Source organism: Microvirga puerhi, from assembly GCF_020089865.1.
GTDB lineage: Bacteria > Pseudomonadota > Alphaproteobacteria > Rhizobiales > Beijerinckiaceae > Microvirga > Microvirga puerhi.
In genome coordinates, this window is the sequence record NZ_JAIRBM010000003.1 from 197650 (window position 1) to 210438 (window position 12789).

The 12789-nt window shown below is 60.7% G+C and carries 9 protein-coding genes; 8 read left to right on the forward strand and 1 reads right to left on the reverse strand.

Annotated elements, in window-relative coordinates; translation table 11 throughout:
* The first annotated feature begins 193 nt into the window (after nucleotides 1-193).
* The 7 genes from K9B37_RS05330 (at nucleotide 194) to K9B37_RS05360 (ending at nucleotide 10829) form a co-directional block, all read left to right on the forward strand.
* On the forward strand, nucleotides 194-6427 hold the full coding sequence (locus tag K9B37_RS05330) for an autotransporter outer membrane beta-barrel domain-containing protein (protein ID WP_224311853.1): 6234 nt from the start codon (nucleotides 194-196) through the stop codon (nucleotides 6425-6427).
* A 464-nt stretch (nucleotides 6428-6891) separates the two neighbouring features.
* On the forward strand, nucleotides 6892-7809 hold the full coding sequence (locus tag K9B37_RS05335) for an amino acid ABC transporter permease (RefSeq protein WP_439651685.1): 918 nt from the start codon (nucleotides 6892-6894) through the stop codon (nucleotides 7807-7809).
* Between the two features lie 2 nt (nucleotides 7810-7811).
* Nucleotides 7812-8579: an amino acid ABC transporter ATP-binding protein gene (locus K9B37_RS05340; RefSeq protein ID WP_224312144.1), complete on the forward strand. Its 768-nt coding sequence runs from the start codon at nucleotides 7812-7814 to the stop codon at nucleotides 8577-8579.
* Between the two features lie 16 nt (nucleotides 8580-8595).
* The gene (locus tag K9B37_RS05345) at nucleotides 8596-9450 is read left to right on the forward strand and encodes a transporter substrate-binding domain-containing protein (protein WP_224311857.1); all 855 of its coding nucleotides are present in this window, start codon (nucleotides 8596-8598) and stop codon (nucleotides 9448-9450) included.
* 47 nt (nucleotides 9451-9497) lie between these two features.
* Nucleotides 9498-9974 (forward strand): hypothetical protein, encoded by a 477-nt coding sequence (locus K9B37_RS05350; RefSeq protein WP_224311859.1) that lies wholly within the window; start codon nucleotides 9498-9500, stop codon nucleotides 9972-9974.
* Nucleotides 9974-10396: a DUF3830 family protein gene (locus tag K9B37_RS05355; protein ID WP_224311860.1), complete on the forward strand. Its 423-nt coding sequence runs from the start codon at nucleotides 9974-9976 to the stop codon at nucleotides 10394-10396. Before K9B37_RS05350 ends, K9B37_RS05355 begins: the two co-directional genes overlap by 1 nt.
* A 10-nt stretch (nucleotides 10397-10406) precedes the next feature.
* Complete coding sequence (locus tag K9B37_RS05360; protein WP_224311862.1) at nucleotides 10407-10829, forward strand: hypothetical protein; 423 nt, start codon at nucleotides 10407-10409, stop codon at nucleotides 10827-10829.
* 29 nt (nucleotides 10830-10858) lie between these two features.
* Here the strand turns inward: K9B37_RS05360 and K9B37_RS05365 are convergent, their stop codons facing one another.
* Nucleotides 10859-11776 (reverse strand): LysR family transcriptional regulator, encoded by a 918-nt coding sequence (locus K9B37_RS05365; protein ID WP_224311863.1) that lies wholly within the window; start codon nucleotides 11774-11776, stop codon nucleotides 10859-10861.
* A 131-nt stretch (nucleotides 11777-11907) separates the two neighbouring features.
* Between K9B37_RS05365 and K9B37_RS05370 the strand changes: the two genes are divergently transcribed.
* Entirely contained in the window at nucleotides 11908-12789 is an 882-nt protein-coding gene (locus K9B37_RS05370; protein ID WP_224311865.1) for a polysaccharide deacetylase family protein, read from the forward strand.

Genomic DNA, 12789 nt, shown 5'->3' on the forward strand with positions numbered 1-12789 from the left:
AACGGAATTACAGTTAAGTTGAAGTTTGTGTGCTGGAACATTGTGTCGTTTCACCGTTGATCGGCGGCGCAATTGTTAAAATAGCTCAAACAGTATTTTGAAATTGTGCTCATTTTAGACTAGCCAATGCACAAGGGCGGCATGTAAAGCCCGCAATCTACATCTGCACTGAAATTCTATTAAGGAGAGCTGTATGACACGCGCAACCGGAAGCGACGGTGGCACGTCACCGGCAGTCATGCGCTCTGCACACGCTCTTCTATCAGGTGTCAGCCTTGTTGCTGTCCTGACCGTCCTTGCTGGCGCCGCCGCGCATGCGGATGAAGTCAGCAAATGGCTCGGCATTGGCTTGAGCGGCAAGGACGCCCAGAATCTGGGTTGGTTCAGGACGAGTGCTGCGACCCAAGCGCAACCCGGAGGCAGCCTCAGCATCATCAACAACTACTCGACGACGGCGGCCAACGGTCCTGCCGTCGAGATCGGCTCCATCGGAGGTAACGGCGGCAATGGTTTCCGATCGGTCGGCTTTGTCGGCGGAGAGCCCGCAACGCCAGGTGCCCCTGGCGGAACGCTGACCATCACGCAAGACGGGGTTCTCGGGGGAGCTGGCGACCAGAGCAACCCCACTGCACTTCTTCTCCTTTATTCCCGTGGCGGTACGAGTGGCAATCACATCGTCGACGTCCCACCTGGTGGACGCGGCGGTGACGTTATGCTCGTGGCGAACAAGGCGGTGCGCGCTGTCGGCAACAACTACGCGGCGATTTGGGTCCGCTCCATCGGCGGCAATTCGGGCAAGTCGGAAGGCAGCACCGAAGCGGCCTACCGGTCCACGTCAGCGGGCGGCGCGGGCGGGGCCGTCTCTGTGACGGTCGCCAAGAATGCCGTCATTTCTACGAAAGGGACCAATGCCCCCGCGATCATTGCAGAATCGGTTGGTGGCGAGGGCTCCAAGCGCTCGTATAGCACCACTTGGTCCGCGCCCTATCCGACGGATGGCGGCGCCGGCGGAACCGTCACGTTTGTCAACAACGGCACCGTGTCCACAGAGGGCGCCGCATCTCCGGCCGTCCTGCTTCAAAGTCTCGGCGGTCAGGGCGGGCAGCAGGCGCGTCTGGCGGACGGAGGGCAGCCCGGGGGCACGGGCGGACGCAGCGATGAGGTGAAAGGTACGAATGCGGGGACCATCACGACCAAGGGCGACTACAGCTTCGGCATCATTGCTCAATCGGTGGGCGGCTCAGGCGGGCGAGGCGCGGGTGGCTATTTCGGCGGCGGTGATGGCGGCCGGGCAGGCACCCCCGGCAAGGTGGAGGTCACCAATCAGGGAACTTTGGCGACACAGGGTGCAGGCGCGCATGCCATCGTGGCGCAGAGCATCGGCGGAGGCAACGCCATCAACGCCTTTGCGGTCGGGCCGATCAAACCTGCCAATGCAGGCGATCCCACGGCAGGTGGGGGCGGCGGCATGGGCGGGGCGAGCTTCTTCCTTGGCAAGGGTGGCGTCGGTGGCATGGGGGGCAATGGCGGCACTGTCACAGTGGCCCAGGGCGGCGCCATCACGACCCAGAGCGAGAACGCATACGGCATTCTGGCCCAGAGCATCGGTGGCGGTGGCGGTCGTGGCGGCGATGCGGATTCCTTCAACACCTTCGTCGGCGTGGCCATCGGCGGTCGTGGCGGCGGCGGCGGAAATGGCGGCGACGTCCTCATCGTGCCGACCCCTCCACTTCCGACACTCGCAGGAGCTCCGCTGCCGAGCATTACCACCTGGGGAAAGCTTTCCACTGCCGTGATCGCCCAGAGCGTCGGTGGCGGCGGCGGCGCGGGAGGAACGGCCTCGGCTACGTCGGCAGGGATTGACGTGTCCGTGGCTGTTGCGGTGGGCGGTGCGGGCGGTGATGGAGGTAGCGGAGGCGATGTAAGTATCGTCAACGGCTCGGTCATCACAACCCACGGCCTGGAGTCGCATGGCATCCAGGCCCAATCCATTGGCGGCGGCGGCGGCGCTGCGGGCAGTGCCAAGGCCTATGCCTTGGCCATCGCGCCGCCGGAAACGCTCGACTTCGGAGTGTCCTTTGCCGTTGGCGGCTCGGGAGGGGGCGGCGGGTCGGCGAAGACCGTGACGGTGACGAACCTCGCGAAGGTGACCACGCAAAGCGACAAGAGTTATGGCATCCAGGCCATCAGTGTCGGCGGTGGTGGCGGGACGAGCGGGTCGGCCGCATCCGTGGTGGACCTTCTCGGCACCTATCTCAATTTTGGCCTCGGCGTGTCCGTCGGCGGCTCAGGCGGCGGAGGCGGCAACGGCAGCACGGTCACCGTCGTGAACGAGGGAAAGCGGGACAAAGACGGAAACTTCACGTCAGGCATTATCGAAACCCATGGTGCATTCTCGACGGGCATCATGGCCCATAGTATCGGCGGTGGCGGCGGAGATGGTGGACCGGCTTCGGCCTCCGCAGCCTCTGGCCTGTCCTGGAACGAAACGATCGGTGAGATCACGAAGGCGGCCTTGCCGCTCGGGAGTTCTTACACCGGCAAGTTCGAGATCGGAGGCAGTGGCGGCGGCGGCGGCAACGGCGGTGGCGTGAGCGTGGTCAACGACGGCTCCGTCCTCACTTACGGCAACAACGCCCGCGGCATCTTCGCCCAGAGCGTCGGCGGCGGCGGCGGCGATGGTGGAGGCTATCAGGCCAGCGGCACAGGCAAACCCGCCACCGTCAAGCAAGGGACCTTTTCGGCCAAACTCGACATTGGCGGTCGGGGCGGTGACGGCGGTGTCGGTGGCCAAGTGTTCGTCAACAATTCCCTTGGCGGCGTGGTGGAAACCTATGGCAATGGCTCTGCGGGCATCGTGGCCCAGAGCATTGGCGGTGGTGGCGGCTCCGGAGGTGCGTTCGGCGGCAAGCAGAAGGCCGCGGCCGATTTTGGCGAAGATCCTGGGAAGTTCATTTATCAAGTCACGGACGAGCTGCTGAAATCCGACCAGGTCCTCGTTTTCCTACTGGGCGACAAGGACAAGAAACAGAACGTCGCGGATTATAAGTTCTTCGACAAGCATGCGCCTCAACAGAAGAAGCTTTCCAAGGCGAAGGATATCCTTTCAGCGCTGAAGGTTCTGACTGACAAGGACAAGAGCTGGCCTCAACGTATTACTCAAGCCGGAGGCACGCTTGGTGCAGGTTATGCGCTGAACAAGCTCAAGGATTATCTCAAGGATAACTACGCAGGCAAAAAGGTCGAAAGCGTGCCTGACGTCGAACTGACCGTGACACTCGGCAAGACCGGAGGCAAGGGCGGAAATGGCGGCGAGGTCGGTGCCTACAACGAAGGAAGCATCATCACGCACGGCGACAATAGCTGGGGCCTGTTCGCCCAGTCGATCGGCGGCGGTGGCGGCCAGGGGGGAGGGGCCCTCTCCACGGGCAACAACAAGGTGAACGCCAATGTCTCGCTCGGCGGCAGCGGAGCAGAGGGCGGCGATGGCGGGAAAGTCTCCGTGCGCCAGCTCGGAAGCATCGCGACATCCGGCGCGGGAGCCTTCGGAATCGTTGCGCAGAGCGTCGGCGGCGGCGGTGGTATCGGCGGCATTGCCACGAGTGCAAATACGGTTTCCGTCTCCGGCACGTTCAAGCTCGGAGGCAGCAACGGCAAGTCGTCTCCCGGAGGAAGTGTGGAGGTCAGCAACAGCGGCACCATCGCCACAAAGGGACGCGAGGCTCATGCTTTGGTGGCACAGAGCGTCGGCGGCGGCGGCGGTGTCTCCTTCCTCACCCGGGTCGATCCCGCAGACCCGACGGTGCTCGCTACAACGCAGACGGAGAAGGAGGCGCTGGAAGCCGCTTTCGGTCTTCTCAAAAATCTTGGCCTCATCGAGGATGGCAGCATTCTCGACCGCTCAACCAACATCGTCGCAATGCCGAATCTGTCGCTCGGTCTCGGCGGCAGTGGAGGCCCCGGCGGAAAAGGCGGCGACGTCACCGTGACTCATTCGGGAACCATCAGCACCGCTGGTCTGGGTGCTTTCGGCATCTTTGCCCAATCGGTTGGCGGTGGTGGCGGCTTTGCTGCCGATGCGAGCAAGGTCGGCTATATGGAGAGCGGCGTCACCCTCGGTGGAAGCGGTGGCATCGGCGGCAAGGGCGGGGACGTCCGCCTGAACTTCGAAGGCAAGTCCAGCATCACGACCACAGGCGAGGGGGCAAGTGCGGTTTTCTTGCAGTCGATCGGCGGCGGCGGCGGGTACGGCGGCGCAGGAGCGATCAAAGCTCCGAGCGGTCCACAGCCTCTCACGCTGGTCCGAGACGATGCGACGAGCGGCGACGGTGGCGCGATCCGGGTCGAGATGCGCGATTCAGCGACGGCCCTCAGCTCCATGGCCATCAAGGCCAGCGGTGCGCGGGCCCATGGGATCTTCGCTCAATCGATTGGCGGCGGTGGTGGTACGGCCTTCGATGTGAATGGAAAGGCATTCGCAGAGCCCTTCAGCGGCGCAACGCGGCGCAATGCAGCCGGCCAAGGCGGTCTGATTTTTGTGTCGACCAACGGCAGCATCGAAGCGACGGGAAGCGGCGCATACGGATTCTATGGTCAGAGCGGCGTGCAGAAAACCGACGGCACTTTGGATCCGACCCGAACCGGTGGAAACATCGTGTTCAAGCATGTCGGTACGGTGACCGGCGGCTCTGGCGATGGCGCTGCAGTACGCATCGATGGCGGCGGGGCAAGCAACTTCATCATCGCCGAATATGGTTCGCGCTTCAGCGCTGTCTCGGGCACGGCAATCCTTGGCTCTTTTGGGCGCGAGGAAGTGTTCAACCGGGGCACGATCATCGGTGACGTCAACCTTGTTTTCGGCAATCCGAATGGGCGTGAGGAGAACGTTTTCAATAACGAGACCAGCGGCCTTTACGCTTCAGGCACGCAAGGCATCGTCAATCTCGGAACCGGCGGTGTGTTCCACAATCGCGGAGCGTTCGCCGTCGCCGGAACCGAGTTCATCGGGAAGGCGATGGTTACTGGCCGATATCAGCAGGAGGCGAGCGGGTCGCTTCTTGTCGACGTGACATCGACACCGGCCCCTGGGCAAGCTCGCAGCGATCTTCTCACTCTGACGGGTCCGAGCCGGCTCGACGGCCGACTCGTGGCTGGCGTCGTGGGCGGCCTGCGACCGGAGACCTTCACGGTCCTGACGGCAAAGGACGATACCTCCGGGACGATGACAGGTGCCGGAAATCCTGCGGCACCCTTCACCTGGAGGGCCGATCGGGTCGGACAGACCATGACCATCACTCCGAGCGCTAATTTCGCCGCGCCGGCTGGTGCCGTCGTTTCCAACAGCGAAAGGAACGCGATCGACTATCTCCAGCGAATCTGGAGTTCCGGGCGTATCAGCGACAAGGATGCGCATCGGTTCGGCTACTTCGCGCGGGTAGGCTCGACGCAGGACTATCTTGCGGCCGTCGACCGGATTTCGCCGGAGGAGTCGGCGAGTTCCTCCACCATTCAGACAATGGGTGCACGGGACTCGATGCATTTCGCCATGAGCTGCCCCGTATTCGCGAGCACGGGTACGCTTATGGAGGAAACGAGTTGCGTCTGGGGGCGCATGATCGGCAACTGGACCCAACAGAGCGGAACAGCGGAGGCGGACGGCTATCGGCGTGATGCAGTCACGCTCCGGACAGGGTTGCAGCGCGAATTTGCGACGGATTGGTTCTTCGGAGCGACTGCGGGCCTCAGTCTTTCGTCCTTGTCGGACGCGGACGGGTTTTCGAACACGTCCGGCATGACGGGCGATATCGCCCTTTCCGTCAAGCACCAGATCGGACCCTGGCTGCTTGCTGCCTCCGGGCACCTAGGGTGGGGCCGCTATGAGACCGAGCGCTATCTCGGGTTAGGTGAAGGCGGGTCGATCACGCGGGGCGACGCCGACGTTTTCACTGCGGCGGCGCGGTTCCGGGCGAGCTACGAGCTGGCTTTCTCGAATTGGTACATGAAACCCTATGCCGATATCGACGTCATCCACACGTCCCTACCGGCGCACACGGAGGCCGGTTTGGGCTTCGGTTCGGGCCTTGCCTTTGGCGCGGCGCGGCAATGGAACTTCGCGTTCAGCCCCAATATCGAAGTGGGCGCACGCGTGGATCTTGCTCCCGACATGTGGCTGCGACCATACGTGTCAGCAGGTCTGACCATGTTTGCGAAAGACAGTCTCTCGATGCGGGTGAATTTCTCGGATACGGATCCACAGTTGGCGCCCTTCCTCACCCATGTCACGATGCCGGACATTCTCGGCAATGCAACGGTCGGCGCGCAGGTCTACAACACCAAGGGCTACGAGATCCGGGCAGAATATCGCGCAGATTTCGGACGGGACTACTTGTCCCAGGAAGTGAGCGCACGCGTCGCCATTCCGTTCTGAACGGCGTGCTGCGGTGTCGTAGACCAAGCAGATAGCGGGAAAGGGCTGCGTCGCAACGCAAGCATGCGCGGCGACCCGCGGTTGACCCGTGCCGAAGATCGAAAGCCCACTAAAGCCTGCTCCCGCTGAGCAGTTCGAAGGTCCGTGGGCGCGATAGATCTGTATGACAGGCTTGCATCGCCTGACCCTTGCGCGTCCTATGAACCAGGATCACCGCGCGATCAAAATGACGGCCCTGAGCCTCAAGCGTCCGCGAAGCTGGCCAGAGTGTAATCCGAACTCAATTGCTGAACGGTTGGCGGCACTTCTTCATCACCCGCTCCAGATCCCTCGGGCTCGTCGGAATCATACATTCAAATCCATCAATGTTACGATTTGCAGGCCGGGTATTTACCCCCGTCTGGTCACATGCAGGATAGTTCTCAAGAAAGTCAAAAGCATAATTTCCTAGAGGGCCTAAGTAGATGGATGCCACTCACGGAGCCAAGGTGACAGCGTTGCCTGCCCGGCGCCCTGTTGTCAAAGAAAGTTTGGTGCGTCTGCCGCGTGTTAAGCGAACGCATTATGGTCGCTACCTCAGCGGTGTCGTGCTGATCGCGTTGTTTGTCCTGATTGTCCGTGCATTCGCGCATGGGAAGATCGATTGGGAGATCGTGGGAGAATTTCTGACCGCCCGCTCGATTTTGAGCGGGTTGCTACAGACCATCATCATGGCACCGCTGGCGATGGGTGTCGGCTTGGCACTCGGGCTTATTTTCGCGCTGATGCGCATGTCGGAGAACCCCGTCGCGCGCTATACGGCCATCTTCTACATGTGGATCTTCCGCGGCAGCCCACAGCTCCTGCAACTCTTCCTTTGGTTCAACCTTGCACTGATCTTTCCCGTCATCGTCATTCCAGGCCTATTTGAGATCTCCACCGTCACGGTGATGACGCCCTTCGTCGCCACATTGCTGGGACTGGGCATCTGCCAAAGTGCCTATACGGCCGAGGTCATCCGCGCGGGAATTTTGTCAGTCGACGCCGGACAAGCAGAGGCGGCCGACGCGCTCGGAATGACCCGTCACCAGGCCATGAGACGCATCATCCTCCCGCAGGCGTTGCGCTCAATCATCCCACCGGTCGGCAACGAGTTCATTGGCATGGTGAAGGCCACGTCCCTCGCCAGCGCTATCCAATATACCGAGATTCTGAATGCGGCTCAGCGCATCTACTACGTGAACAACTACATCATTGAGCTGCTGATCGTTGCGACGTTCTGGTACCTGCTCGTCGTCACGCTTCTCACGATCGGCCAGTACTTCCTTGAGCGTCGCATGAGCCGTGGCTTCTCACGCACCGAGTCCGTCACTTCCCTCAATGTCGAAGATCAAAGAGCATGATGATGGGCGCTCCTAAGATAGTGATCCGCTCGCTGAGCAAGTACTTCGGCGCGGTCCAGGTCCTGAACAACATCAATCTCGACGTTGCCGAAGGAGACATCGTCTGCCTAATCGGTCCATCAGGCTCTGGCAAGAGCACGCTGCTCCGCTGCATCAACCAACTGGAGCGCAATGAGGAGGGGCTGATCTGGATCGATGGCGTTCCCCAGGGCTGGAAAGAGCAGAGCGGCCGTCTCGTTCAGCTCACCTCGGCCGAGGTAGTCAGGCAACGCGCGAAGATCGGCATGGTATTTCAGCGCTTCAACCTCTTTCCCCATTTTACCGCACTCGAAAACATCGTCGAGGCGCCGATGCAGGTAAAAGGGATGTCGCGTCGCGATGCACAGGCAAGAGCATTGACCCTGCTCGAGAAAGTAGGCCTGCGCGACAAGGCGGGCTCCTATCCGTCTCAGCTCTCCGGTGGTCAGCAGCAGCGTGTCGCGATCGCTCGCGCGCTCGCCATGGACCCGGATGTCATGCTGTTCGACGAGCCGACATCGGCGCTCGATCCGGAGCTCGTTGCCGAAGTTCTCACAGTCATGCGCTCTCTTGCCGAAAGCGGAATGACCATGATCGTGGTGACCCATGAACTCGGGTTCGCCCGGGAAGCCGCCAGCAAGGTGGTCTTCATGGACAAAGGCGCGGTCGCCGAGGAAGGCGATCCCGAGGCCGTTTTGTTCGCACCGCAGAACGACCGCACCAGGGATTTCATCTCGACTGTCCTGAGATGACGACGAAGAGGGAAAAATGCAGAAGTTTCGATTGATGACGGGCCTTGCCATCGGCGCGTTGATTGCGGGTCTTACGTTTCAAGCTAGCTCCGCTCTCGCTAAAGAGCCGATCAAGCTTCCACAGCAGTTCGAGTCTCGAAAGAGCTGGAATGTCGGCATGGAAACGAATTCTCCTCCGATGGAATACGAGGATATCAAGAGCGGCAAACTGACCGGCTTTAACGTCGAGCTGGTCGAAGCCATTTCCGCGAAACTGGGACTTGAGCTCAAGCTCCAGACAATGGATGTGCCTTCCATGAGTCCGGCGCTGGATTCCGGCCGCATCGACATGATCGGTTCGCACTTCAATGACATCCCCGGTCGCCACCGCAAGCTAACGTTCGTCGACTATCTCGCCACTGGCCCGGTCTTTTACACGACCAAGGAAAACGCGGCGATTTACAAGGAGCCGGCGCAACTGTGCGGCAAGGCGCTTGGTGCGCCTGAGCACACCACATACTTCCGGCTGATCAAGGAATGGGGCGAGAAGAACTGCCCGGCGGACAGCCAACCGGTCATCCTCGGTACGAAGGGGCTCCCCGATACGCAGCTTCAGATCCGCCAGGGTCGGCTCATTGCCGGCGCCATCGGAGCCGAGAAGATCAACTATTGGGCGGAAGATCCGAAGAACATCTTCGCCGCCATCGGAAAGCCTTTCTACAAACAGCTCTACGGCTTTGCCTTCACCCGCGAGAATGCCGAGCTGCGTGATGCCGTTAAGGCAGCACTCGACCAGCTCGCTTCCGAGGGCGAGTACAAGAGAATCATCGAGAAATACAAGCTGTCCGAGCAAATGCTGCCGGAGATCACGATTGACAAGGGTGAGGATTGATCGGCCACCCACCTGTCATGGCACCACAGAAAACGAGTACACACACGATGAATGCTATCACGATTGCAGGCGAGAGATTCGATATCGATGTCCTCGGCAAGTGGGCTCCCAAGACGGTTGCCACCCTGCAGGAAATCGGCCGTATCGATCTCGACTTCGTCCGCTCGAGCTGGTGCGGTCCGGTCTTACACGCCACCCTCGACAGCGGGCCCGTTCTGGAGATCGGTGAGGTCGAACAACCGGTGATCTCGCTCTATCCCGGAATCATCTGCCTTCGCCCGGTCGAACGCCGTAACTCGACATACCAAACAGATGTCTGGGCGCGGTTGCCTCAATCCTATTCTTCTACGGTGGAGTTCGTCGTCGCCTTCGGCCATGGCGAGTTCCGCGGTCCCATCGGCCCGTCTTACGTGACGCCTTTCGGCCGGATCACCAATTTCGGGCCTGAGGTTGCCGCCCATCTGGAAAACGTATCCCGTGCCGGCCAAGGTGCTGGCGCCCTGACGATCAACGGAGACCGGTAATGGAACGTCGGCTTCACTTCAAAATCGGCGACGTCACCGGTTCTGCCATCCTGTATGACGACGTTGCACCGAAGAACATCGCAGTCCTCTGGAACGCGCTGCCCATTCTCGGTCCATTGCGGCATGCGCGCTGGAGCGGTCAGCAGGTCTACATGAAGATCGATCCGCTCGCCCGGCTGTGCGAAGCTGTCGAGAATCCGGTCTCGATCGTTTCGCGCGGGCAGGTCGTCTTCCGCCCAGAACGGGGCATGTTCAGCGTCTGTTATGGGCGCGCGCAGCAGCGGGATCAACCCCTGCATCATCGCGTCGTCAACGGATACGGCTCGTTGATCGGCTATGTCGACGACAATACCGATGCCCTGCTGGCAGCCTTCGCCGAAACCGATTTCAGAGGCTCTATTCCTATCGAAATCAATCGTTGAGAGAACCGGAATGATCAAGATCTCAATCGGCGAGAAGTCAGTCTTCGCTGAGCTCTTTGCAGAACAATCACCACTGTCCGCGCAGACTCTCGAAGCGGCATTGCCGCTAACGACGAAATTGCGAAGCCACAGCAACTGGTCCGGACGATGCAGCACCTTCGATCTTCCTGGAGCCCGTGAACTGAAGTCTCTGGAATCGGCAGTGTGCTCGCTCTATCCCGGCTACCTTGCCCTACGGCCGGATCAAGGCGTCGTCGAAATCGGTTACGACGCGGCGGAACTGCGTTCGGAACTCGGACGGGAATACGGCTCGCTCGTCGGCCGACTGATTGGCGACGGCGTAGACGATTTCCTCACCTACCTGGACGCGATGCACTATACCGAGGGTGATCAGATCCTGACGATCACGTCGGCGAACGAGGAAACCGTCTGAGGATGTGTCGGCGACGCTGAGGATCTCCATCAGGTCGATATCGTGGTCGTGTCACTATTGGACGCTATCCTGGCTTCGTCGACGCAGGAGAGAAATGCTCGGACGAGCCGGGACATCTTCCGATTGTGACGACGATAAATGGAGATCTTTCTCGTGAACCGCATCTCCGTCGCTTCGATCGGCTCCATGCGGGACATGGCAACGAACCGACTGGCCCGGGATTCCGGAAGGAAGCCGACAAACGAGCCGGTCAGGATCAGAGCGATCGCAGCCTCGGTCGTATTCACGACGGCCCCGGCATTGATGCCACTGAGACAGCGGGTCTCCTGAAGATCGGAGTAGCTTCGCCTGATGAAGCGCGCTCCGCGGATGTCTTCTGGGCCGGGGGATTCTTTCGAGCAAAGGAAGTGCTGCGGAGCGGCGTATAGCCGGTGCTCGTCGGTATAAAGCTGATGTCCGTAATAGAATTCCGGCTTGGTGAGATCGCCGATAACGACATCAAGCCGGCTTTCGTTGAGGGCCTGCTCGAGTTGAGACGGATCGGCACTCGTTACGCTCAGGCGGACATTGGGCGCCTGTCGAGCGAAAGTCCCGATGATCCCTCTGATGAGAGGGCTCTCGTCGAACAGGCCATCCATGATGCCGAGACGAAGCTCGCCCAGCAGCACCTGGTGCAGAGCGGTCGCCTCGTTCTGGAATGTCTCGATTGAGGAGAACAGTTGTTGCGCCGACCGGTAAATCTCCTCGCCCTTCAGAGTGAGCCGAAATCCCGCCCGTCCGCGATCACACAGACGAAAGCCGAGGCGCCGCTCCAGGGCGGCGATCTGATTGGAGATTGTCGGTTGGCTGACTTGAAGGATCACCTGAGCCTTCGAGAAGCCACCGCATTGCACGACGCTCGAGAAGACTCTCAGGAGGTGAATATCAGCATCTGTCAGTCGCATCATCAACCCGAAACTTCGAGTCTGAACCTCACACACCGGAGGTGTGTCACATCTTCCAACACGCACATGCCGTCGTTGAATCAACCTCTACCATCGACCAACCTGCTCAACAATCCGTCATGAGAAGTGAAGCCATGCAGAACATTAAGCCACAACCCGCGAACCTCGCGCCGCGATCGCCCGAGTTTCCCTGGCCAGACAACAAGAAAACCGCTCTCTTCGTCGGTTTCGATGTCGATGCGGAATCAGTCTGGATCGGCATGGATCCGAAGAACACCGAGCGCCTCGTCACCATGTCATATGGCGGTTACGAAGCGCGGGTGGGCGTTCCCAAGCTCCTGGAAGTCCTGGCCCGGCACGAGGTGAAGGCGACGTTCTTCATTACGGGTTGGACCGTCGAGGCGCATCCGGCGATGTGCGAGGACATCCTGGCCGGCGGCCACGAGGTGGCGCATCATGGCTATCTTCATCTTCGCCCCGAGCCGGGCAATATCGATGTCATGGCGGAGGAAGTTGATCGCGGCCTCGAGGCATTGAAGCGCGTTCTCGGCATCGTGCCGAAGGGCTACCGCGCTCCCGGAGGCGAGAGCTATACCGAATTCCTTGAACTGCTCGCCGACCGTGGCTTCCAGTATTCCAGTTCCTGGCGCGATGACATCCGGCCCTACAGACATGTTCTGCCGCGGGGCGCTGGCCCCATCGAAATTCCCGTCAACTACAGCTTCGACGACTGGAATTTCGGAATGACCCATCGCTCCGGCTCCCGCGCTCTGTTCGGCCGGGAGGATGTGCTCGGCATCTGGAAGGATGAGTTCGAACAGACCCGGGACTGGGGCGGCGTCACGACTATGGTCATGCATCCGCAGGTCAGCGGACGGCCGATGCGGATCCGCATTCTCGATCAGTTCCTGACGCATGTGCGCAGCTACGAGGATGTCTGGTTCGCGACCGGCGCCGAGATCGCCGATCATTTCGAGAGGCATGAGGCCGCGCAAAACAATTCCACGCAACGCTGA